The following is a 22,789-nucleotide window of genomic DNA, read 5'->3' on the forward strand; positions in this document are numbered from 1 at the left end:
CGGCCATGAAGACCCTGCTCGTACCCGTCGCGCTGCACGACGCGCTGCCCTCCGTCTTCGAGACCACGCGCCTCGTGGCACAGCGCTTCGGCAGCCTGATCGAGGGTGTGTCGCTGCGCCCGGCGCTCGCCGAGTACGTGCCGGTCGACATGGTCGGCGGCATGACCTGGCTGCGCGACGAGGAGGCCGACCGGGCCGAGGCCGAGGAGGCGGGGGCCCGCTTCATCGCCTTCATGGACCGGGCCGGCATCCCCCGCCACGCCCGCGACGGGCTCTGCACCCCGGAGAACGTGGCGGGCGCCGGGCCGCGCTACCGCTGGCGCCAGGACGTGCCGGCGGGCGACGGCTTCCTGGGCCAGTACGCGCGCCTGTTCTCGATGACGATCGTGGGGCGCCCCGGATCCCAGGACGCTTCGCCCAGCATGGCGACCTTCGAGACCGCCCTGTTCGAGGGCGGGCGCCCCATCCTGCTGGCGCCGCCGACGGCGCCCGCAGCGCTCGGCCGGGCGATCCTGATCGCCTGGAACGGCTCGACCGAGACCGCCCGGGCGGTGGCCTTCGCGATGCCGTTCCTGCACGCGGCCGAGCGCGTCCGCGTGCTCAGCGTCGAGGGCGGCACCGTGCCGGGGCCGAGCGCGGAGGACCTCGCCCGGGCGCTCGCCTGCGAGGGGATCGCGGCCGATCACCGGGCCCTGCCCGCAGGGCGCCGCACGCCGGGCGAGACCTTCCTGGCCGAGGCCAAGGATTTCGACTGCGACCTGCTGATCAAGGGCGCCTACACCCAGAGCCGCCTGCGCCAGATGATCTTCGGCGGCCCGACCAGCCATCTCCTGGCCCATGCCGACCTGCCGGTGCTGATGGCGCATTGACGGCGTATTGGCCATGCATCGACGCACATCGATGGGCATCGACGCACCGGAGAGATCTGGCGGAACCGGGACGGCGCAGCCACGTTGCGGCAGCGTCACTGGGAGAGTCCGACTCGATGCGACACCGTCTCGCCGGCCTTGCCGCCGGCCTCCTCGCCGCCCTCTCCACCTTCGTCGCCGGACCGGCCGCTGCGGACAATCCCCTCACGCGCCTGCGCGGCACCGTCGAGATGCGCACCAACGACACGCTGGTGCTGCGCTCCTACGAGGGCGCGACGCTCACGGCCTACATGAACCCGAGGACGCGCACGCTGATCGCCAACCGCAGCGTCGTGCGCGACATCAAGCCCGAGAGCTACATCAGCGTCCTCTCGGCGCCGGGCGAGGATCCGTCCGGGGTCGTGATCTACTCGCCGTCCGAGCGCGGCTTCGAGGCCGGCCGCCAGCCCTGGGACACGAAGCCCGGCGCGATCCTCACGGCGGGCTGGATCGTCTCGCGCGACGGCCGCAATCCGGTCCAGGTCCAGCTGAAGAATCCCGAGGGCGAGGCGCGGTTCGACCTGGCTGCCGGAACCCCGACCACGCAGATCGCGCCCGGCGAGAAGTCGCTGCTGGTGCCCGGCGCCCACGTGGTCGTCTTCGCCCGCACCGACGGGAACGGCCTCCTCAACGCGGACATGATCGTGGTCGGGCGCCAGAGCGCGCGGCCGGCCCTCTAGCGCCGCCCGCCCGGTGAACCCGGGGCACCGGGCGGGGCTTCTCCGCGATGCGCGCCGCGCCATCGCAGTCGCCCGTCCGGCGCCCTACAATCCACCCATGACCGACGCCTTCGACCTCGACCCGCGCCTCGCCGCCGACACCGTGCCGGTGGGCGACCTACCCCTTGCCCGAGTCCTGCTGATGGACGACGCGCGGTTTCCCTGGCTGATCCTGGTGCCGCGCCGGCCCGACGTCAGCGAGCTGACCGACCTCGCGCCGGAGGATGCCGCCACGCTCTGGCAGGAGGTCCGTATCGCGGTCGGCGTGATGCAGGCGCTGGCCAAGCCCGACAAGGTCAACGTCGCGGCGCTCGGCAACGTGGTGGCGCAGATGCATGTCCACGTGGTCGGCCGCTTCCGCTCGGACCCCGCCTGGCCCGGCCCGGTCTGGGGCAACGGCGAGCGCCGGCCCTACCCGCCCCACGCGCGGGCACAGCTCCTGGAGCGCGCCGGCGCCCTGTTCGCGGCCGCCTGAGCCGATGACGGATCCCCTCATCGATCCCTTGGCCACCCTCGGCTTCGCCCGCAGCCGCCTCCTGCGTCACTCCTCCGAGCAGCCGGAGAGCGCGGTGCCGGCCTTCTCGCCCGACGCGCGCGTCGTCGTGCTGGCCGGCGACCGGCTCGTTCTGCGGGCAGCAGGCTCGGTCTTGTCCACCGCCGTCCTCGACCCGGCCGCGCTGGACGGGACCGAGCCCACGGCGCGCATCTTTCTCGGCACCCTCGACGGGCGCCCGGTCTTCGCCGGGCGCCTCGATCCGGACGCCGTGCCGGCCCTGGAGGCGCAGGGCCTCGCGGCGCAGGATCTGCGCAGCATCGCCACCGAGGGCGCGGTCGAGCCCGAGGAACTCGGCCTCCTGGCCACCGCCAAGTCGATGCTCGACTGGCACGCCCGCCACGGCTTCTGCGCCAATTGCGGCGCGCCGACCGCGGTCGAGGCCGGCGGCTTCCGGCGCGCCTGCCCGGCTTGCGGCGCGCACCACTTCCCCCGGACCGATCCGGTCGTGATCATGCTGGTCCGGCGCGGCGACACCTGCCTGCTCGGGCGGGGCGCGCACTTCAAGGAAGGGATGTATTCCTGCCTCGCCGGCTTCCTCGAGCCCGGCGAGACCATCGAGGCCGCGGTCGCCCGCGAGGTCTACGAGGAGACCCGGGTGCGCGTCGGCGACGTGACCTACCTGGCCTCGCAGCCCTGGCCCTTCCCCTCCTCGCTGATGATCGGCTGCCTCGCGGAAGGGCTCGACGAGGCGATCGTCACCGACCCGGCCGAGCTTGCCGACGCGCGCTGGTTCGACCGGGAGAGCGTGCGGCTGATGCTGGAGCGGCGCCACCCCGAGAACCTGTTCGCGCCCCCGCCGATGGCGATCGCCCACACGCTGATGCGCGCCTTCCTCGACGAGGCCCGATGATCACCGTCCACCACCTGGAGAACAGCCGCTCGCAGCGCGTGCTCTGGCTCCTGGAGGAACTCGGCCTCGACTACGCGGTGGAGCGCTACGCCCGCGATCCGCGCACGATGCGGGCGCCGCCGGAACTCCTGGCCGTCCACCCGCTCGGCAAGTCGCCGGTCGTCGTGGAGGACGGCGCGGTGATCGCCGAGACCGGGGCGATCGTCGACTATCTCACCGGCCGCCGCGGCGGCGCGCTGGTGCCGCAGGGCGAGGACGAACGGCGGCGCTACACCTACTGGCTGCACTACGCGGAGGGGTCGGCCATGCCGCCGCTCCTGCTCAAGCTGATCTTTGGGCGCCTCGCCCCGGGAGCCCGGCGCTGATCCGCCCGATCGTGCGCGCGGTCGCCGCCAGGGTGCAGGCCGGCTTCATCGACCCGGACCTGAAGCGTCACGCCGCCTACTGGGAAGCCGAGTTGACGCGGGCGCCCTGGTTCTGCGGGGACGATTTCAGCGCGGCCGATATCCAGATGAGCTTTCCCCTGGAGGCCTTCGCGTCCCGCGGCACGGGAGCCGGCCCGCGGGTGCGGGACTGGCTCGCGCGCATCCACGCGAGGCCCGCCTACCAGCGCGCGCTGCGCCGCGGCGGGCCCTACGCCTACGCGTGACGGGGCTCAGCCCTCGCCAGGGCCCTCGGCGGCCGGGCTCGTGTCCGCGGCAGCCAGCCGCGCGTGCTCCGAGCGGTGCAGGCGGCTCAGCTGCACCAGAAGCGTGCCGGGCAGGGGCCCGTCCAGGGCCTCCATGAAGCCCGATGGGGCACGTGCGGCCTGGGAACGCCGGGCCTTCGACAGGTTCGCATTGTCATTGAGGACAACCGGCCCGTGCTGGACGGATCGTCTGGTCTTGGTCACGCTTAAACCCACCCTCGAAGGTCGGAGCGACTCGGAGAAAGCCACGAGCAACGCCGCAGCCCCTGCCCGGTTCCACGGCACATACGATCATCATGTGACCGTTGTGCCGTCGCATCAGGCATGAAGCCGCACGAATCGGCGACCCGTCGCGAGGAGTGGCGAGCGGCTGCACCGGGTGGTAGAGGCGGCCCATGATCGAAGGCCTGCCGCCCCACCGTCCGACGCACGTCCTGCGCCTGATGACCGACGAGCGCTCGGCGCGGATGATGACGGACCTGCTCGGCGAGATGTTCGACCCGACCGAGACGGCGGTGGCCGCCTTCGAGGCCGAGGACGGCGTGACCTGGCGGCTGGAGGCCTACTTCGCCGACGAGCCCGACGAGGATTACATTCGCGAACTGATCCGCCCGGTCGTCGGCGACGGGGCGGACGCGGCCGAGTTCCGCAGCATCGACCAGCAGGACTGGGTGCGCGCCTCGCTCGAAGGGCTGAAGCCGGTGCGGGCCGGCCGCTTCCTCGTCCACGGCGCGCACGACCGCGAGTCGGTGCGGCCGAACGACCTCGCCATCGAGATCGAGGCGGCCTTGGCCTTCGGCACCGGCCATCACGGCACCACGCTCGGCTGCCTGCGCGCGCTGGTCGGCGAGCTGAAGAAGGGCCGCCCGGCCCATGTCCTCGATGTCGGCACCGGCACCGGCATCCTGGCCTTCGCCGCCGCCAAGGCGCTGCACGGCACGGTCGTGGCGGGCGATCTCGACCGCGAGGCGGTGATCACCGCCCGCGCCAATGCCCGGCTCAACGGGCTCGGGCCCTATCTGCGGCTCTACCACGGCGGCGGCGTGCAGCACGCCCTCGCCAACCGGCCGCGCCGCTTCGACATCGTCTTCGCCAACATACTGGCGCGGCCGCTGAAGCGGCTCGCCCCGAGCCTGACCGCTGTGGTCGCCGACGACGGCGCGCTGATCCTCTCCGGGCTGATCGAGCGCGATGTGGCGGGCGTGCTCTCGACCTACCGCCACCGCGGCTTCCACCTCGTTCGCAAGGGCGTGATCGAGGGCTGGGTCGCCCTGGTGCTCCGCCGCGGCGGTGCGGCGCCGCGCCCGCGCTGATTTCGGCAGGGGCCTGAAACCCGGCCCGTCCGCCCGCATTCTGTCCGCATGAGCGAGCGGCATCCCTCCCCGTCCGATCCCGCCCAGGAAGGCGCCCGGGCTCGCGCCCACGGCCGCCCGAAGGATGCCTGCCCCTACTCGGCGGGATCCCCCGAGCGCCGCGCCTGGCTGGAAGGCTACGACGGCGCCCCGATCGAGCGCGCGCCCGACCTGCCCACAGACCGGGCCTGACGGCAGCGCGTGCCCGGGCTGTTGCGGCCCTGGCCCCGGCGGCCATACTGGGCGCATGAGCGAGCGCCGCCGTTTCCAGACCTTCGACGATCCGAGCCACCGAAAGGGCCCCGAACGGGTCGCCGCGCTCCGCGCCGCCCTGCGCGAGGCGGGCGTGGACGGGTTCGTGGTGCCCCGCGCCGACGAGCACCAGTCCGAGTACGTGCCGGCCAATGCCGAGCGGCTCGCCTGGCTCACCGGCTTCACCGGCTCGGCCGGAACGGCCGTCGTGCTCGCCGACCAGGTCGGCCTCGTGGTCGACGGCCGCTACACCCTGCAGGCGCCCGAGCAGGTCGATCCCGCCACCGTCACCGTGGTGCCGCTCGCCGAGCACAGCGTCGAGGCCTGGATCGGCCGGAATCTGACATCCGGCGCCGTGCTGGGCTACGATCCCTGGCTGCACACGCCGGACGGCGTCGCCCGCCTGGAGCGCGCCGCCGAGCGGGCCGGCGCCAGCCTGAAGGCCTTGGCCCAGAACCCGGTCGACCTCGCCTGGGCCGGCCGGCCGAAGCCGCCGGCCGGTCCCGTGGTGCCGCACCCGATCGCCCAGGCGGGCGAGCAGACGGCGACCAAGCTCGCCCGCATCCGGACCGAGCTGGAGGGCGCGCGCTGCGACGTCCTCGTGATCTCGGACCCTCACAACCTCGCCTGGACCTTCAACCTGCGCGGTGCGGATGTCGGCCACACGCCGCTCGCGCTCGGCTACGCGATCGTGCCGCGGGAGGGCGCGGCTCGCCTGTTCCTGACCTCACCGCGGATCGATCCCGCCCTGCGCGAGGCCCTGACGCCGCTCGCCGAGATCGAGCCGCGCGCGGCCTTCGAGGACGCGCTGGCGGGCCTCGGCTCGGTTCGGGTGCGCCTCGACGCGGCAACGGCCGCCGCGGCATTGCGCAGCCGCATCGAGGCCGCGGGCGGCACGGCCGATGTCGGGCGCGATCCGGTCACCGCCATGAAGGCGGTGAAGAACCCGACCGAGATCGCGGGCGCCCGCGCCGCCCACCGCCGCGATGGGGCGAGCGTGGTGCGCTTCCTCGCCTGGCTCGACGCGCGGGCGGCGGCGGGCGGCCTCACCGAGATCGCCGCCGTCGAGGCGCTGGAGGCGTTTCGCGCGGCCGGAGGGGATCTGCGCGACGTCTCCTTCCCGACCATCTCGGGCTCCGGCCCGAACGGCGCGATCGTTCACTACCGCGTGACGCGGGCGACCGACCGGGCCGTGAATCCGGGCGAGCTGTTCCTGATCGATTCGGGCGCGCAGTACCCGGACGGCACCACCGACATCACCCGCACGGTGGCGGTGGGCGAACCGACGCCTGAGATGCGCGATCGCTTCACCCGCGTGCTCAAGGGCCACGTCGCGATCAGCCGCGCGGTTTTCCCGAAGGGCACGACCGGCGCGCAGATCGATGCATTCGCCCGCCTCCCGCTCTGGCAGGCCGGGCTCGATTTCGACCACGGCACCGGTCACGGCGTCGGCAGCTTCCTCTCGGTGCACGAGGGTCCGCAGCGCATCGCCAAGACCGGCACCGTGGCGCTGGAGGCCGGCATGATCCTCTCGAACGAGCCGGGCTATTACCGGGCCGGCGCCTATGGCATCCGGATCGAGAACCTCGTCCTCGTGGAGCCGCGCGAGATCGCGGGCGGCGAGCGGCCGATGCTCGGCTTCGAGACGCTGACGCTGGCCCCCTACGACCGGCGCCTGATCGACGCGGATCTCCTCGACGCCGCCGAGGTCGCCTGGATCGACGCCTACCACGCGCGCGTCCGCGAGACCCTGTCCCCGTACCTCGACGCGGAGGCCCGCGCCTGGCTCGACCGGGCGACGGCGCCGCTGGCTCCCTCTGAGGGGACCTCCGAGGCGCCCGCCGCCTGACCGCGACGACGCGGGGACGCCCGCGGGCGCGCCGCTCATGCTAGAGACCAGCGCATGATCCGGCTCCTCGCCCTCCTCGTCCTCCTGGTCTCGTCGTCCACCCTCGCCCAGGGGCTGAAGGCGCCCAAGGACCTCGTCCGAGCGAGCCTCGTGGCCGAGCCCGCGGGCGTGCGGGCGGGCGAGACCTTCTGGCTCGCCGTCCGCATGGCGATGAAGCCCGGCTGGCACGTCTACTGGCGCAATCCCGGCGATTCCGGCCTGCCGCCGGAGGTGATCTGGACCCTGCCCGCGGGCTTCTCGGCCGGGCCGATCCGCTGGCCGGCGCCGGAGCGCATCCCGGTCGCGACGCTGATGAACTACGGCTACGAGGGCGAGGCGGTGCTGCTCGTCCCCGTGACTCCGCCGCCGAGCCTCGACCCGGCGAGCCCGGTGCGGCTCGCCGCCAAGCTCAGCTACCTCGTCTGCGAGACCGAGTGCGTGCCGGGCGCCGCCGACCTCGCCCTGACGCTGTCGGTGGCGCGCGAGGCCGTGCCCGATCCTGGAGCCCGCGACCTCTTCGCCCGCGCCCGCGAGGCCCTGCCGGTCCCCTCCCCCTGGCCGGCGCGGCTGTCGCGCGAGGGCGATAGCCTCGTGCTGAACCTCGACGCGGCGGGCCTGCGCCCCGAGACCGTCGGCAAGGCGGCCTTCTTCCCCTACTCGGAGACCGCGCTCGACAACGCCGCCGAGCAGGCGCTCGCGGTCGATGCGAGCGGCATCCATATCACCCTCACCCGCGCCAACCCGGCCGAGCCCGCCCCCGCGACGCTGCCGGGCGTGCTGACGATCGAGCAGGATACGGGCAGCGGCCCGGTGCGCCGCGCGTTGGCGATCGGCGAGGAGGCGCCCCCGCCCGCGCCGAGCCAGATCCCCGCGGGTGCCGCACCGGCGACGCCGACCGTCTCCGGCGACGAGGCGCCGACGCTGCTGGCCGCCGCGCTGCTGGCCTTCCTCGGCGGCCTCGTCCTCAACCTGATGCCCTGCGTCTTCCCGGTCCTCTCGATCAAGGTGCTGGGGCTGGTGAAGCACGCGGGCGAGCGGCCCGAGCGCGTGCGTCTGCACGGGCTCGCCTACACGGCGGGAGTCCTGGCGAGCTTCCTCCTGCTCGCCGGCCTGCTGATCGTCCTGAAGGGCGGGGGCGCCGGGCTCGGCTGGGGCTTCCAACTCCAATCGCCGGTCTTCGTGGCGGCGCTGGCCTACCTGCTCCTGGCGATGGGCCTCAGCCTGTCGGGGGCGGTGCATCTCGGCGGCCGCGTCGCCGGGATCGGCGATCGCCTGACCCGGCGCGCGGGGCTCGAGGGCTCGTTCTTCACCGGCGTGCTGGCGACCGTGGTGGCGACGCCCTGCACCGCGCCCTTCATGGGCACGGCGGTCGGCTTCGCGCTGACCCAGTCGGCGCCTGCCGCGCTCCTCGTCTTCGCGAGCCTCGGGCTCGGCCTCGCCCTGCCCTTCCTCCTACTCACCCTTTGGCCGGCCGCGCTCCGCCTGATGCCGCGGCCGGGCGCCTGGATGGACGTGCTGAAGCAGGCGCTCGCCTTCCCGGTCTACGCCACCGTGGCCTGGCTCGTCTGGGTGCTGGCCCAGCAGGTCGGGCCGCAGGGCCTGCTCGCGGCCCTGTTCGGCCTCGTCCTCGTGGGCTTCGCGGCCTGGGCCTGGGAGCGCGGGCGCGACAGTGCGGCGCTCCCGGCCCGCGCCGCCCGCGGCCTCGCCGTGCTGGCGGTGATCGGCGCCGCGGCGATCGGCCTGACGCTCGGGCAGGACCGCGCCACCGCGGCCGCCGAGATGCGGGCGGAGGGCGTCGAGCCCTTCTCGCAGGGCCGCCTCGACGCGCTGCTCGCCGAAGGACGGCCGGTCTTCGTGAACATGACGGCGGCGTGGTGCATCACCTGCCAGGTCAACGAGCGCATCGCGCTCTCGACCGGGGCGGTCCGCGCCGCGATGCGTGCGCGGGGTGTGGCCTACCTCAAGGGCGACTGGACCAACCAGAACCCCGAGATCACCCGCCTGCTGGAGCGGCACGGCCGCAGCGGCGTGCCGCTCTACCTGCTCTACACCGGCCGGGCCGAGCCGCACGTGCTGCCGCAGATCCTGACCGAGGGCGGCGTGCTCGGCTGGCTGGAACGGGTCGGACCCGAGCGAAGCGCGGCGGAGGGCGTATCAGGGAGGGGCTGAGGGGCGTTCATACACCGGTCGGTCATCCGTCTGGATCCCGCGCATCCCTCTCCCCGCCGTGCGGGGAGAGGGCTTCGGCGACCCTGTCGTCGTCGAAGCGAGGCGGCGCATCGATCCCGGAGGGATCGACCCGATGGTGAGGGGGCGGCTCAGGCACAGCCTCTTCCGTTTAAGCCCCCTCACCGCCGCTGCGGCTTCGCCTCCGCTTCCTGTCTGCACGACAGGGTGCAGACAGGCGTCTCCCCGCGCGCGGGGAGAGGGAGAGCCGCGGGTGGATGAAGAGGATCTACCGGAACGCCCTCACGCCTCAGCGGAAAACGTCTCGTCGAAGGCGTAACCCGAACCCCGCACGGTGCGGATCGGGTCGGGCTGGCGCGGGCGGTTGAGGGCCTTGCGCAGGCGGCCGACATGCACGTCGACCGTGCGCTCGTCGATGTAGACGTCGTGGCCCCAGACCCCGTCGAGGAGCTGCTCCCGCGAGAAGACCCGACCGGGGCTCTGCATCAGGAACTCGAGCAGCTTGAACTCGGTGGGTCCGAGATGGATCTCGTGCCCGCTGCGGCGGATGCGGTGGCTCACCCGGTCGAGCTCGATGTCGCCCGCCGCCAGGAGGTCGGCGACGTGGGCGGGCTTGGCCCGGCGCAGGAGCGCGCGCACCCGGGCGAGCAGCTCCGGCACCGAGAACGGCTTGACGATGTAGTCGTCCGCGCCCGTGCCGAGGCCGCGGATGCGGTCGCCCTCCTCGCCCCGGGCGGTCAGCATGATGATCGGCAGGCGCTCGGTCTCGCGCCGCGCCCGGACCCGGCGGCACAGCTCGATCCCCGAGAGGCCGGGCAGCATCCAGTCGAGCAGGATCAGGTCGGGCTGCTGCTCGGCGAGCTTCAGCTCGGCCTCGTCGCCGCGCGCCGCCGCATCGACCTCGAAACCCTCGGCCTCGAGGTTGTAGCGCAGGAGCGTGGTCAGCGCCTCCTCGTCCTCGACGATCAGGATACGCGTGCGCATGCGGGGACTCTGGATACTCAGCCCTGTCCGGGCGTGACGGTGGCGTAGTTCGAGGCGTCGTTCTTCGGCCGGTCGCCGGTCGGCGTCTCGCCGGTGGCGAGGTACTGGATCGTCTCGGCGATGTTGGTGGTGTGGTCGCCGATGCGCTCGACGTTCTTGGCGCAGAACAGCAGGTGCGTGCAGAACGAGATGTTGCGCGGATCTTCCATCATGTAGGTCAGGAGCTCGCGGAACAGCGAGTTGTAGAGCGCGTCGATCTCGCCGTCGCGCTCCCAGACGTCCTGCGCGGCCTTCACGTCGCGGCTGCCGTAGGCGTCGAGCACGTCCTTGAGCTGGCCTTCCGCGAGGTCGCTCATGTGCTGCACGCCCAGGATGATCTTCTGGCCGACCGCCTGGTCGCTGATCGCCACCACGCGCTTGGCGACGTTCTTGGCCAGATCCCCGATCCGCTCCAGGTCGCCCGAGACGCGGATCGCCGAGATCGTCTCGCGCAGGTCGATGGCCAGCGGCTGGCGCTTGGCGATGAGGAGGACCGAGCGCTCCTCGATCTCGTGCTGGAGCGTGTCGAGCCGCTTGTCGGCCGCGATCACGGCCTGCGCGAGCGTCGCGTCGCGGCGCACGAGCGCGTCGGTCGCCTCGGTCACCATCTTCTCGGCGATGCCGCCCATCTCGGAGATCGAGCGGCGCAGGTTCTCCAGATCGGCGTCGTAGGAGCTGACGATGTGACCGGGCATGGCGGTGTCCTCGGGACGGGAGATCGGGCGTGAGGCAGGCCGAGGCTCAGCCGAAGCGGCCGGTGATGTAGTCCTGCGTCTGCCGCTTCTCCGGGTTCATGAAGATGCGGTTGGTCTGGCCGAACTCGACGAGCTCGCCGAGGTACATGAAGGCGGTGAACTGCGAGATGCGGGCCGCCTGCTGCATGTTGTGCGTGACGATGGCGATGGTGAACTCGTCGCGCAGCTGCTCGATCAGCTCCTCGATGCGGCCCGTCGAGATCGGGTCGAGGGCCGAGGTCGGCTCGTCGAACAGGATGACTTCCGGGCGCTGGGCCACCGTGCGGGCGATGCAGAGGCGCTGCTGCTGGCCGCCGGACAGGCCCATGCCGGACTGCTTGAGCTTGTCCTTCACCTCGTCCCAGAGCGCGGCCTTGCGGAGCGCCGACTCGACCCGGGCATCGAGTTCGGACTTCGGCAGCTTCTCGTAGAGGCGCATGCCGAAGGCGACGTTGTCGTAGATCGACATCGGGAAGGGCGTCGGCTTTTGGAACACCATGCCGACGCGCGAGCGCAGCTCGTTCAGGTCGATCCTCGGGTCGAGGATGTTCTCGCCGTCGAGCAGGATCTGCCCTTCCGCGCGCTGCTCCGGATAGAGGCTGTAGATCCGGTTGAAGGTGCGCAGCAGCGTGGACTTGCCGCAGCCCGAGGGGCCGATCAGCGCGGTCACCTGCCGGTCGTGGAAGTTCAGGTTGATGTTCTTCAGGCCGTGGAACTGGCCGTAGTAGAAGTTCAGGTCCTTCACGGCGATCCGGACGGGTGCCCCCGCATCGGCCTTGGCGCGGGCGGCGGGCTGGGTCACGGACTCTTCGGCGGCGATCGCTGCGGCGTTGCTCATGGGATCGGTCCTTCGAACTCGGCGTCTCAGCGGGCGCGCTGCGGCTTGATCACCACGCGGGCGATCACCGACAGGGCCAGGATGGTCACGGTGATGAGGAGCGCGCCGGCCCAGGCGAGCTGCTGCCAGTTGGGATAGGGCGAGAGCGCGAACTGGTAGATCATCACCGGCAGGTTCGCGACGCCGCCCATCAGGTTGGCGTTGAACCAGCTGTTGTTGTTGAGCGCGGTGAAGAGGAGCGGCGCGGTCTCGCCGGCGATGCGGGCGAGCGCCAGGATGATGCCGGTGACGATGCCGGCGGACGCCGCCCGCCAGGTCACACTGCGGATGACGATCGAGGCGGGCGCGCCGAGCGCCGCGCCCGCCTCGCGGAGCGTGCCCGGCACGAGGCGCATCATGTCCTCGGTGGTGCGCACGATGACGGGCGTGGCGATGATGGCGAGCGCCACCGCGCCGGCCCAGCCCGAATAGGTCCCCATCGGCCGCACCATCAGGGTGTAGACGAACAGGCCGATCAGGATCGAGGGCGCCGAGAGCAGGATGTCGTTGAGGAAGCGGATCACGTCCGCGAGCTTCGAGCCGCGGCCGTACTCGGCGAGGTAGGTCCCGGCCATCACGCCGATCGGCGTCGCGATCAGGATGCCGATGAAGGTCATCACGAGGCTGCCGAGGATCGCGTTGGCGATGCCGCCGCCCTCGCTGCCGGGGCCCGGTGTCGGCTGGGTCAGCAGCGTCGGCGAGAGGCCCTTCAGGCCCTCGACGATCAGCATGAGCAGGATCGAGCCGAGCACGATCGCGCCGAGCAGGGTCGCGAGGGTGCAGGCGATGCGCAAGCTGCGGTCGGCGGTGCGGCGCGAGGCGCGCACGCGGCTGGCGCGCTTCGGCGGGACCGTGCCGGCGGGCGGCGCGGCGAGGGTGTTGGCGGCGTCCACAGCTTGCCTCCTCAGGCGACCTTGGCGCGCCGCGTCAGCAGGCGGGCGACGATGAGGACGATGAAGGTGATGACGAAGAGGATGCAGCCGAGCGCCATCAGGGCGTTGAGCTGCATGCCGTCCGCCTCGTTGAACTCGTTGGCGATGCGCGACGCGATGGTCGAGCCCGGATCGAAGATCGAGGCGGAGAGCCGGTTGGCGTTGCCGATCACGAAGGTCACCGCCATCGTCTCGCCGAGTGCGCGGCCCAGCCCCAGCATGATCGCGCCGATGATCGAGACCGAGGCCTGCGGGACCAGCACGTGGCGCACGACCTCCCAGGTGGTGCAGCCGATGCCGTAGGCGCTCTCGCGCAGGATGGTCGGGATCTGGTCGAGCATGTCGCGGGCGATCGAGGCCACGAAGGGCACGATCATGATCGCCAGGATGATGCCCGCGGTGAGGATGCCGACGCCGGAGGGGACGCGGGCGTAGAACAGCGTGCCGACGAGCGGCATGCCCTCGACGAGGTTCGAGACCGGCACCTGCACGAAGCGGGCGAAGAGTGGCGCGAAGATGAACAGGCCCCACATGCCGTAGATGATGCTGGGCACCGCCGCGAGCAGCTCGATCGTCATGCCGACGGGCTTCCTCGCCCAGCCGGGACAGAGCTGCGTCAGGTAGATCGCGATGCCGAGCGAGATCGGCACGCCGATGACGAGGGCCAGCAGCGCCGAGGCGAGCGTGCCGATCACCGCGACCAGGGCGCCGTACTGCTCGGTGCCGATGTTCCAGGCGCTGGAGGTGAGGAAGCCGAAGCCGAATTCCCGGAAGGCGGGCCAGCCGCCGTAGAGGATCGAGCCCAGGATACCGGCCAGCACCAGCAGCACCAGCAGGGCGGAGGCGTAGGCGGCGCCGCGGAAGACGGCGTCACCACCCCGGCTCGGGCCCTGGCGGCGCGCGACGCCGCGTGTGTCGGCCAGCGCGATCTGATCGGTCAAGGTGGTCATCCGCGGTTCTCTTCACCGGGTTGGGCGTTTAGCGCGCGGAGGCGACCGGCGCGAGGGCGGACCATCGGTTGCGCGCATCGCTCCCCGATCCCGGGGGCGGTGCCGGAGCCGCCCGGTATCGGACCGGGCGGCGGCCGGAGCTCGGGCCGGGACGGCGGTGCCGCCCCGGCCCCTCTCGATGTCGGCGGACCGGATGTCCGGCTTACATGCTGCCGAGGACCGGCTTGCCGTCCTTGCCCTTCACCTGCTTCCACTCCTCGTGGATCTGGGCGACCACGTTGTCCGGCAGCGGCACGTAGTCGAGCTCGGAGGCCATCTTGTCCCCGTTCTTGTAGGCCCAGTTGAAGAACTTCAGCACCTCGGCGGACTTGGCCGCGTCGGCCGCGTCCTTGTGCACGAGGATGAAGGTCGCGGCGGTGATCGGCCACGCCTCGTCGCCGGCCTGGTTGGTCAGCGAGATGCCGAAGCCGGGCTGGGCCTTCCAGTCGGCGCTGGCGGCGGCGGCCTGGAACGCCTTGTCGTCCGGCTGCGGGTACTTGCCGGCCTTGTTCTGGATCAGCGTGTGGCTGAGCTTGTTCTGCTTGGCGTAGGCCGACTCGACGTAGCCGATGGCGTTCGGAACCTGCTTGACGGTGGCGGTGACGCCCTCGTTGCCCTTGCCGCCCTGGCCGGCCGGCCAGGAGATCGTGGTCGCCGCGCCGTACTCCTTCTTCCAGGGCTCGGAGACCTGGGAGAGGTAGGTGGTGAAGATGTTGGTCGTGCCCGAGGCGTCGGAGCGGTAGACCGGGGTGATGGTCGCGTCGGGGAGCTTCAGGCCCTCGTTGAGCGCGGCGATCTTCGGATCCGACCACTTGGTGATCTTGCCGGCGTAGATGTCGGCGACGAGTTCACCCGTGAGCTTGAGCTTGCCCGGCTCCAGCCCCGCGATGTTCACTACGGTGACGACGCCACCCATCACGGTCGGGAACTGGACGAGGCCGTCCTTCTCGAGGGCTGCGCCCTTCAGCGGCGCGTCGGTGGCGCCGAAATCGACCGTCTTGGCCTGGATCTGCTTGATGCCGCCGCCGGAGCCGATCGACTGGTAGTTCAGACCGTTGCCGGTCTCCTTGCGGTAGGCTTCGGCCCACTTCGAGTAGACCGGGAACGGGAAGGTGGCACCGGCGCCGGTGATGTCGGCGGCGCGGGCCGGCAGGATGAGCTGGGCCGTGGCCAGCCCCAGGGCGAGCGCGTAGGTGAAAGGCTTCACGTGAATCTCCGTTGCCGCCAGATCATGGCCGCCGGGTACATGTGGCTCGGGGCGTCTCCGGATCCCGTGCCATTCCCGCGATCGGCCGGAAGTTCCGGCCGCCACAGCGCTTATGGCCCGGCCGATGCGGCGGTATGACACGCACGTGACAGGCGGATGACAGCGACCGCTCGGGACGCCCGGCGCTGGCCCGCGACCCACAGTTGGCACGCTTCGGCACGGTCGCGCGTTCTCCCTGGGTCTGCGGCGCCATGTGGGCCGCCCGAGGATGGGAGTGCAACGACGTGGGCACCGTTCTGCCCGACCAGACCGCCGACGCGGACGATGCCTTCCTGGCCCTGCACGCGGAGCGGGAGCGTCTGGAGCGCGCGCTGTCCCTCGCCCAGGCCCGACAGCGCTTCAGCGGCGACACGGAGGAGGCTGAGCGCGCCCGGGACGAGGAGGCTGCGCTCCTGGCAAATCTCGACCGCGTGATGACGATGATCCGCGCCGCCGAGTACAAGCGCGGTCCTGGCGCCCGGCGCTGGTAGCGCCGGGTTGGGCCTTCAGCTGGCGCGGCGCAGCGCCCGCTCCTTGCTGCGCAGGCGCAGGATCAGGTCGATCTGCGTGTCGGGGATCGGCTGCTTGTCGACGCTGCCCTCGTAGAGCGAGCGGAGCGTGAGGCCGAGATGCTGGGTGTCGACGCTCTGCGCGGCGTCGACGGCCTCGCAGAAGGGTGCGACGGACCCGTCGTGTTTCGTTTCGATCGCGGCTCGGCTCATCCTGACCCCTCCCGAGAGACACAACGCCCGGTATCGCCGCCGGGCTGGCGGCCGTTCTTGGAGGATCGGTAAACACGCTTAATGATCGGTAAACCTTGACCTCACGTTAAGCATGACGCGCCCCGACGGCCCCGGTTGCGGCCGGCTCGACATTCGTCCCGGGTGTTGCAGTCTTGCCGATCAGCGCGGCAGGAACGGCGTGAAGTCGAAGCGCGCGATCGCACGGTCGAGATCGGGGTTCGGCTCCGAGCGCGCCCCGCCGATCAGGGCCGTGCCGAAGGCCTCCTCCGGCTCGGCCGCCGGACTGCCCGCGCCGAGATACAGCTCGGCGTAGTGCCGGGCACCGGCATCGTAGCCGCCCTCCGCGAGGCGCTGCGCGAGGTGGTGCGCGACCGCATCCTCCTCGGTGATCGTCCGGGACACCAGACCGCGGGCGTGCAGATGCTTCAGCACCCTCGCCCGGGTCGCTCGCCGGCCGAGGCGCGAGACGTGCAGCACGCCGAGCCGGCCGAAGGAACCCGGTCGCATCTGGGCGGCCACCTCCGGCACATGGAGGTTGTGCCCGACATGCCCCACCGCTCGGGCTAGGTCCGAGCGGACGATCGCCTTGCCCGCGACGGTGCCGTGATGGATGGACTCCGCCGACATCTCGAACCGGATCGGCCGCGTCCAGTCCGGCCCGTCCTGCCCCTCCTCCGGCGCCGCGACGTTCGGGAACCACGTTCCGGCATGGACGCCCTCGTCGCCCTCACGCAGCAGCGGCAGGACGTTGTCCGGACCAATCGTGCCGGCGCGGCGGGCGAACAGGAACTCGTCCGCATCGAGCACGGCGACGTAGCGGCAGTTCTTCTCGATCAGGTGGTAGAAGGCCGCGTTCTCCACCGTGTCGTGGAGCGTGTCGTAGTATCGCTCGTAGCCGACGATCAGGATCCGGTCCCTGTACGCCTCGAGGACGTGCAGGTGCTCCGGATCGGTCGAGCCGCAATCCATGATGATGAGGTTGTGGTGCCCGACGATGCCCGCGTGGTAGGCGATCCAGCGCGCTAGAAGCTCCGGCTCGTCCTTGACCTTCAGGATGATCTTCAGGAGCGTGTCCCGGCCCGGCGCGTAGGGCAGGCCGAGCGCCCGCCCGTGGCTCAGCCAGTCCTTGTAGGCGTGGGCCTCGGTCGCGAAGCGGAAACGCCGCGCGGCCTCGTAGACGGGGCGCACGAAGGTGGGCGTCCGGTGGTCGAAGAGCTGCCAGCAGGCCTCGAAGGTGCGCTGTCCGGGGTTCTCCAGCAGGTAGAAGTAGGTGTCCCTGAGGCGCGGCATGCCCGTGGCCGGTCCGGGGCCCTACCCGCCCGCCGCCTGGAGCAGGCTGACCGCGGCGGCGCGCGCCTCGTCGGTGACGCTGGCGCCCGCGAGCATCCGGGCGATCTCCTCCCGGCGGGCCTCGGCGGGCAGCGTGGTCACGCGGGTGGCGACCCGGTCGCTGCCCTTCACCGGCGCCTTGGCGATCAGGAAGTGGGTCTGCGCCCGCGCGGCGACCTGCGGCGCGTGGGTGACGCAGACCACCTGCACGGTGGCAGAGAGCCGGGCGAGGCGCGCCCCGATGGCGTCCGCCACCGCGCCGCCGACGCCGGTATCGATCTCGTCGAAGATCAGGGTCGGGGCGGAGCCCTTGTCGGCGAGCACCACCTTGAGGGCCAGCATGAAGCGGGAGAGTTCGCCGCCCGAGGCCACCTTCATCATCGGGCCGGGGCGCGTGCCCGGATTGGTCTGCGCCCAGAACTCGACCCGCTCGCTGCCGGCAGGGTCGCGCGCCTCCGGGTCCGAGGTGATCTCGGTGATGAAGCGGGCGCGCTCCAGCTTCAGCGGCGGCAGCTCGGCCTTCACGGCCGCGTCAAGCTGCTTGGCGGCCCGCCGCCGGCCGGCGGAGAGCTTCTCGGCGGCCTTCACGTAGAGCGCGTCGGCCTCGGCCAGCGCCTGTTCCAGCCCGGATAGCGCCTCCTCGCCCGCGTCGATCGCCGCGACGTCCGCGACGTGGCGCTCGCGCAGCGCGGCGAGGTCGTCGGCGGGCACGTTGTACTTGCGCGACGCCGCGCGCAGCGCGAACAGGCGCTCCTCCACCCGCTCCAATTCGCGCGGGTCGAACTCTGTCTCGGAGACCGCCGCGTCGAGCACCGCGCGCGCCTCGTCGAGCGCGGTCAGCGCGGCGTCGATTGCCGCGATGCAAGGGTCGACCAGCGCCGGCAGCTGCGCGGCGCGGCGCTCCAGCTTGCGGATGGCGGCGGAGAGGTGCGGCACGCCGGAATGCGAGCCGCCGACCGCCTCCAGAGCCTCGTTCAGGTCGCGGGCGACCTTCTCGCTCTGCTGCATCACCGTGCGGCGCTCGGCGAGGTGGGCCTCCTCGCCGGGCTTCGGGTCGAGTTCGGCCAGTTCCTCGACGGCGTGGCGCAGGAAATCGACCTCCTTGCGGGCCGCCTCGACGCGGGCGCGGTGGCTCTCGAGGGCGCTCCGCGCGCCGCGCACGCGCCGGGCCGCCTCGGCGACCGCCGCGAGCGGGCCCTGGAGGCCGCCGAAGGCGTCCAGGATGGCGCGGTGCGTGGCCGCGTCCGAGAGCGCCCGGTCGTCGTGCTGGCCGTGGATCTCCACGAGCGCCGCGCCGATTGCCCGCAGCACCTGCACGCCCACCGGCTGGTCGTTGACGAAGGCGCGGGTGCGCCCGTCCGCCATCTGGGTGCGGCGCAGGATCAGGTCGCCCTCGGTGTCGATCTCGGCCTCGGCCGCGACCCGACGGGCCGGGTGGTCGAGCCCGATGTCGAACACCGCGGTGACCGCGCCCTGGCTCTCCCCGTGACGCACGAGGCGCCCGTCGCCGCGCCCGCCCAGCGCCAGCGCGAAGGCGTCGAGCAGGATCGACTTGCCCGCACCCGTCTCCCCGGTGAGGACGCTCAGTCCGTCGCGAAAGTTCAGCTCGAGCTTGTCGATCAGAACGATGTCGCGGATCGCAAGCTGCGCGAGCATGCGTCTGTCCGGTCTCTCCAATCTGGTATCGCGCGTGATCTAGACGGAAGCGCGCCGGACTTCACGCGGAAAAATCGACGCCGCCCCGCGTGGCTCGGGTCCGCGGATGGACCGGACGGTGCCGCCGCCGCTAGAAGGCTGGCGGCCGGGCCGTAACCGCCCCGGTACCGGATCCGCGAGGCCGACGGGGAGCATGACGGCCTACTTCATCACCTGCCACGCCTCGGTCGCCTGCGTCCGCGACCAGTTCCGCACGCTCCACCGGCCGGAGCACCTGCTCCTCTACCACGTGGACGCGAAGGCGCCCGCTGCCCTGCACGAGACGGTGCGGCGGTTGGGAGAGGCCTTTCCGAACGTCGTGGTGCTGCCGAGCCGGCACTATGCCTGGGCCGGCTACTCGCAGGTCGCCACGACCCTGGAGGCGATGGATCGGGCGCTGGCCTCCGGCTCCGACTGGTCGCACCTCGTGGTCCTGAGCGAGCAGCATTGCCGCCTGCGGGACGAGGCCGGCCTCGCGGCGGCTCTGGAGCCGGGCGTCTCCTACGTCGACGCGACGCCCTTCGGCGCGATGAACCCCGTCTCCCAGGCCGACATCGCCCATCGCTTCAGCATGGAGTACCGCGAGCTTCCTGGGATCGGCAGTTTCGGGATCGTGCCGGCGGCGCCTGATCCGGAGTTTCTCGCCCGCCTCCGGCACGGCAGCAACTGGTACATCCTCTCGCGTCAGGCCTGCGCCTATCTCCGCGACGCTGCCCGCACGGCACCGGAGGCGGCGCGGCTCAGGGCGGCGGTCCACCCGGACGAGAACATGCTCCAGACGCTGCTCTCCGCCGATGGCGGAGAAGGCGGCCGGATCGAGACGCGCGAGACCACCTTCGTGGCCTGGCCGCACATATCCGGCAATCCCGACATGACCTTCCGGGCCGAGGATTTCCGCGCGGCGCGGGCGGGCGACCGGCTCTTCATCCGCAAGCGCCCTGCGTGCCTGCCGCCGGAGGTCGCGGCCGCGCTCGAAGGCTGGGCCTCCTTGAGCGAGGCCGACCTGACCGCGGTGATCGGCGCCCCGCCGGAACCGTCCGCGGAGGCGCCGGACCCCGAGGGGACCGCGCTGGCGCGGCGCGTGGCAAGCCGGGTGGTGCGGCGCGGGCGCGGCGTGCAGGCCGACCTGCCGAACCTGCGCTTCGGCCTGCGCAACCCGTCTTTCAGCCTACGCTTCCGCACGGCACGGATCCCGGACGGCATCGACGTACGCATCCTCTCGCAGGATCTCCGGCACTTCCGGGTGCTGCTGCTGGAGGCCGAGAGCCCGGCGATCGACTTCGTGCCGCGCCTCCGCCACGGCCGCCCGGCCCCGCTTTTGCGGATCCGCGTCCCCGAATTCGACTTTCGCCGGGAGATCTTGGTGGAGGAGGACCCGGCGCGCGGCTTCTGGACCCGGCCCGGGGATGGCGGGGTCATCGGCCTCGTGCGCGTGATCGAGGCCTATATCCGGGTGGCCGAGGGCCTGGGAGCGGTGCGCGCACGCGAGCCCGTCCGGGGTCTCGCCGCGGCGCGGCAGGAGGCGGCGGCGCGCGGGCGCAGCCTCGCCTGGAGCCTGCGCCGGCTCCTCAAGCGCAAACGGCCGGCCTGATCCGGCCGGCCGTCACAGCGTCCTCTAGGAGAGGGAGGCTCACTCTGCCGATGCGGTCTTGCGGCCGATCACCGAGCTGTAGATCTTGCTGAGGAACGAGGACTTCTCCTCGCGCGGCTGCAGCCCGCCGTTCGCCAGCAGCGCGTGGGCGTCCTTGTACCAGGGGCTGTCCGGGAAGTTGTGGCCGAGCACGGCCGCCGAGTTCTGGGCCTCTGCCGTGATGCCGAGCGCCATGTAGGCCTCCGTCAGGCGCATCAGGGCCTCCTCGGCGTGGCGGGTGGTCTGGTACTTGGCTACCACGTCGCGGAAGCGGTTGATCGCCGCCGGGAAGTTGCGCTTCTCCAGGTAGTAGCGGCCGACATCCATCTCCTTGCCGGCGAGCTGATCGCGGGTGATCTGGATCTTGGCCTTGGCGTCGGCGCTGTACTCCGAGGTGGGATAGCGCTGCACCAGTTCCTGGAGCGCGGCCAGCGCCTTCTCGGAGCGGTCCTGGTCGCGGGTCACGTCCGGGATCTGCTTGTAGTGCGACATCGCCATCAGGTACTGGGCGTAGGCCGCGTCCTTGCTGGCCGGGTGGCGCTGCAGATAGCGCCGCGAGGCGTTGATCGCGTCGTCGTACTTCGCGCCCTGGTAGTTCGAGAAGGCCGTCATCAGCAGCGCCTTCCGGGACCAGTCGGAGTAGGAATACTGCTTGTCGAGCGCGTCGAACTTCTTGACCGCGCCCTCGTAGTCGCTGTCCTCGAGCTTGGCCAAGCCTTCGCTGTAGAGCTTGTCCGCCGGGGTGTCCTGGATGACTTCGGGCTTGTACTTCTCGGCGAAGAGGCCGGTCGGGTCGAAGTCGCAGCCGCCGAGACCGAGGGCCAGGACGATCACGGGCGCGGTCACGAGCACGGGCATCGCCCGGCCGCGGTTCCGAGTGGTGAGGCGCATCTGCGATACTTTCCCCGAACAGGCGGGTCCGTCTTCGACGCGGACCATCCAGCCTTCACACGATCTGTGCCGAGCGGGTCTCGTCCATCCGGGCTTGGCGGGCAAGCCGGAGGTCGGAGTCCGTCACGGATGATTCACCGTGACCTTCGATTCGGGCGCGAAAGCGGCAGGACCGGGTCTCGCGCGATCGGCGCGCGTCTGTGGCCTGCCGGCAACGGATTGGGGTGAGATCAGAGCTCGCCCGCGAAGGCAGCGAAGCCCAGTCCGACGCCGAACTCGGCCAGAGCGGTCTCGCGGCGGGTGCCGACGGCCTCGATGATGGCGTAGTTGGCGCGGTCGGCGAAGAGGGCGTGGAGGACGCCGACATTCATGCGGTGGCCGCCGCAATAGGAGCGGTACGCACCCTGGAGGGGAAGGCCGGCCAGCGCGAGGTCGCCGACCGCGTCGAGGATCTTGTGGCGGACGAACTCGTCGGGGAAGCGCAGGCCCTCGGGGTTCACCACGTCGGTGTCGCCGACCGCCACGGTGTTCTCCAGGGAGGCGCCGAGCGCGAAGCCGGCCTTCCAATAGCGCTGCACGTCCTTCATCATGCCGAAGGTTCGGGCGCCCGCGATCTCGCGGCGGTAGGCGGCGGGGCTGAGATCCATCGCCTTGCGGCTGCGGCCGATGACGGGGTTCTCGAAATCGATCTCGACGTCGAGGCGGAAACCCCGGTCGATCGGGCGCAGCTCCGCGAAGGCCTTGCCGTTCTCGATGCGCACGGGGCGCAGAACCTTGATCCAGCGGCGCGGGGCGCCGCAGCCCGTGAGGCCGACCTGATCGATCGCGGTGACGAAGGGGAGCGCGCTGCCGTCGAGGATCGGCATCTCGGGCCCGTCGATCTCGACCAGGGCATTATCGACCCCTAAGCCGAACAGGGCGGACATCAGGTGCTCGATGGTGGCGACCGCGCCCGAGTCGACGTCGCCGATGACGGTGCAGAGCTCGGTGGCGGAGACGCAGGCGTGGTGGGCTTTGATCAGCCGGTCGTTGCCCGAGGGCATCCCGGTACGGAGGAAGGCGATACCGTGGTTGGCCGGCGCCGGCCGGAGGGTGATCTCGGCAGGGTTGCCGGAATGGACACCGACGCCGTTGAGCGTCACCGGGCCCTTGAGGGTTGTCTGTTGGTTCGTTCGCATTCCTGAGCCCTCGGCCGTGACCCGCCGCCGGATCCCCCCGCCTATCGCGAGGAGCCCGTCATCGTTCGATCCGTCCGCTGCTTGGTGCCCCTGAGGTCGCTGTCGGCTCGCGCCGGTGCGGC

Annotated in this window: 22 protein-coding genes and 1 pseudogene; 11 read left to right on the forward strand and 12 right to left on the reverse strand. The window is 71.7% G+C overall.

The annotated features are described in order from the left end of the window. Positions 1-5 precede the first annotated feature (5 nt). The 5 genes and pseudogenes from DK427_RS20570 to DK427_RS20590 all read left to right on the forward strand — a co-directional run bounded on the left by DK427_RS20570 (position 6) and on the right by DK427_RS20590 (position 3,682). Positions 6-869, forward strand: coding sequence for a universal stress protein (locus DK427_RS20570; protein ID WP_109952931.1), 864 nt, complete (start codon positions 6-8; stop codon positions 867-869). 116 nt (positions 870-985) lie between these two features. Continuing rightward, positions 986-1,588 (forward strand): hypothetical protein, encoded by a 603-nt coding sequence (locus DK427_RS20575; protein WP_109952934.1) that lies wholly within the window; start codon positions 986-988, stop codon positions 1,586-1,588. A 97-nt stretch (positions 1,589-1,685) separates the two neighbouring features. Continuing rightward, positions 1,686-2,102 (forward strand): HIT domain-containing protein, encoded by a 417-nt coding sequence (locus DK427_RS20580; RefSeq protein ID WP_109952936.1) that lies wholly within the window; start codon positions 1,686-1,688, stop codon positions 2,100-2,102. 4 nt (positions 2,103-2,106) lie between these two features. Then, entirely contained in the window at positions 2,107-3,033 is a 927-nt protein-coding gene (gene nudC / locus DK427_RS20585; protein WP_109952938.1) for an NAD(+) diphosphatase, read from the forward strand. Next, positions 3,030-3,682, forward strand: a pseudogene (locus DK427_RS20590) (glutathione S-transferase). Before nudC ends, DK427_RS20590 begins: the two are co-directional and overlap by 4 nt. A 6-nt stretch (positions 3,683-3,688) precedes the next feature. On the opposite strand, the gene DK427_RS20595 reads toward DK427_RS20590, so the two are convergent. Next, positions 3,689-3,925, reverse strand: a complete 237-nt coding sequence (locus tag DK427_RS20595; protein ID WP_109954290.1) for a hypothetical protein — start codon at positions 3,923-3,925, stop codon at positions 3,689-3,691. Between the two features lie 191 nt (positions 3,926-4,116). Between DK427_RS20595 and DK427_RS20600 the strand changes: the two genes are divergently transcribed. The 4 genes from DK427_RS20600 to DK427_RS20615 are packed head-to-tail and all read left to right on the forward strand — an operon-like array spanning position 4,117 to position 9,382. Continuing rightward, positions 4,117-5,034, forward strand: coding sequence for a 50S ribosomal protein L11 methyltransferase (locus tag DK427_RS20600; protein WP_109952940.1), 918 nt, complete (start codon positions 4,117-4,119; stop codon positions 5,032-5,034). Between the two features lie 48 nt (positions 5,035-5,082). Beyond that, positions 5,083-5,265 carry a ribosome modulation factor gene (locus DK427_RS20605; protein ID WP_109952942.1) on the forward strand — a complete coding sequence of 61 codons (183 nt, stop codon included), beginning with the start codon at positions 5,083-5,085 and terminating at the stop codon, positions 5,263-5,265. Positions 5,266-5,320: 55 nt separating this feature from the next. After that, positions 5,321-7,174: an aminopeptidase P family protein gene (locus tag DK427_RS20610; protein WP_109952945.1), complete on the forward strand. Its 1,854-nt coding sequence runs from the start codon at positions 5,321-5,323 to the stop codon at positions 7,172-7,174. 54 nt (positions 7,175-7,228) lie between these two features. Next, positions 7,229-9,382 carry a protein-disulfide reductase DsbD domain-containing protein gene (locus tag DK427_RS20615; protein ID WP_109952947.1) on the forward strand — a complete coding sequence of 718 codons (2,154 nt, stop codon included), beginning with the start codon at positions 7,229-7,231 and terminating at the stop codon, positions 9,380-9,382. A gap of 300 nt (positions 9,383-9,682) precedes the next feature. Here DK427_RS20615 and phoB read toward each other — a convergent pair whose 3' ends face one another. The 6 genes from phoB to pstS all read right to left on the reverse strand — a co-directional run bounded on the left by phoB (position 9,683) and on the right by pstS (position 15,162). Beyond that, complete coding sequence (gene phoB, locus DK427_RS20620) at positions 9,683-10,384, reverse strand: phosphate regulon transcriptional regulator PhoB (RefSeq protein WP_109952950.1); 702 nt, start codon at positions 10,382-10,384, stop codon at positions 9,683-9,685. Between the two features lie 17 nt (positions 10,385-10,401). Further along, on the reverse strand, positions 10,402-11,118 hold the full coding sequence (gene phoU / locus DK427_RS20625) for a phosphate signaling complex protein PhoU (RefSeq protein WP_109952952.1): 717 nt from the start codon (positions 11,116-11,118) through the stop codon (positions 10,402-10,404). A 46-nt stretch (positions 11,119-11,164) separates the two neighbouring features. Continuing rightward, entirely contained in the window at positions 11,165-11,995 is an 831-nt protein-coding gene (pstB, locus tag DK427_RS20630) for a phosphate ABC transporter ATP-binding protein PstB (protein ID WP_109952955.1), read from the reverse strand. A gap of 26 nt (positions 11,996-12,021) precedes the next feature. Beyond that, on the reverse strand, positions 12,022-12,927 hold the full coding sequence (pstA, locus tag DK427_RS20635; protein WP_109952957.1) for a phosphate ABC transporter permease PstA: 906 nt from the start codon (positions 12,925-12,927) through the stop codon (positions 12,022-12,024). Positions 12,928-12,938: 11 nt separating this feature from the next. Then, the gene (gene pstC, locus DK427_RS20640; protein ID WP_109952960.1) at positions 12,939-13,916 is read right to left on the reverse strand and encodes a phosphate ABC transporter permease subunit PstC; all 978 of its coding nucleotides are present in this window, start codon (positions 13,914-13,916) and stop codon (positions 12,939-12,941) included. Positions 13,917-14,118: 202 nt separating this feature from the next. Then, positions 14,119-15,162 (reverse strand): phosphate ABC transporter substrate-binding protein PstS, encoded by a 1,044-nt coding sequence (gene pstS, locus DK427_RS20645; RefSeq protein WP_109952962.1) that lies wholly within the window; start codon positions 15,160-15,162, stop codon positions 14,119-14,121. 284 nt (positions 15,163-15,446) lie between these two features. On the opposite strand from pstS, the gene DK427_RS20650 reads away from it, so the two are divergent. After that, complete coding sequence (locus DK427_RS20650) at positions 15,447-15,692, forward strand: hypothetical protein (protein ID WP_109952965.1); 246 nt, start codon at positions 15,447-15,449, stop codon at positions 15,690-15,692. 15 nt (positions 15,693-15,707) lie between these two features. Here DK427_RS20650 and DK427_RS20655 read toward each other — a convergent pair whose 3' ends face one another. From DK427_RS20655 to recN, 3 genes are all read right to left on the reverse strand, one after another. Beyond that, entirely contained in the window at positions 15,708-15,923 is a 216-nt protein-coding gene (locus DK427_RS20655; protein ID WP_204165205.1) for a hypothetical protein, read from the reverse strand. Between the two features lie 180 nt (positions 15,924-16,103). After that, the gene (locus tag DK427_RS20660; protein ID WP_109952967.1) at positions 16,104-17,234 is read right to left on the reverse strand and encodes a glycosyltransferase family 2 protein; all 1,131 of its coding nucleotides are present in this window, start codon (positions 17,232-17,234) and stop codon (positions 16,104-16,106) included. A gap of 21 nt (positions 17,235-17,255) precedes the next feature. Next, the gene (gene recN / locus DK427_RS20665) at positions 17,256-18,929 is read right to left on the reverse strand and encodes a DNA repair protein RecN (protein ID WP_109952970.1); all 1,674 of its coding nucleotides are present in this window, start codon (positions 18,927-18,929) and stop codon (positions 17,256-17,258) included. Positions 18,930-19,122: 193 nt separating this feature from the next. On the opposite strand from recN, the gene DK427_RS20670 reads away from it, so the two are divergent. Further along, on the forward strand, positions 19,123-20,559 hold the full coding sequence (locus tag DK427_RS20670) for a beta-1,6-N-acetylglucosaminyltransferase (RefSeq protein WP_162559867.1): 1,437 nt from the start codon (positions 19,123-19,125) through the stop codon (positions 20,557-20,559). 39 nt (positions 20,560-20,598) lie between these two features. On the opposite strand, the gene DK427_RS20675 is transcribed toward DK427_RS20670, so the two are convergent. Then, positions 20,599-21,489 (reverse strand): outer membrane protein assembly factor BamD, encoded by an 891-nt coding sequence (locus tag DK427_RS20675; RefSeq protein WP_109952975.1) that lies wholly within the window; start codon positions 21,487-21,489, stop codon positions 20,599-20,601. Positions 21,490-21,719: 230 nt separating this feature from the next. Beyond that, complete coding sequence (gene lpxC, locus DK427_RS20680) at positions 21,720-22,667, reverse strand: UDP-3-O-acyl-N-acetylglucosamine deacetylase (RefSeq protein WP_109952977.1); 948 nt, start codon at positions 22,665-22,667, stop codon at positions 21,720-21,722. Positions 22,668-22,789 lie beyond the last annotated feature (122 nt).

The organism is Methylobacterium radiodurans (assembly GCF_003173735.1).
GTDB lineage: Bacteria > Pseudomonadota > Alphaproteobacteria > Rhizobiales > Beijerinckiaceae > Methylobacterium > Methylobacterium radiodurans.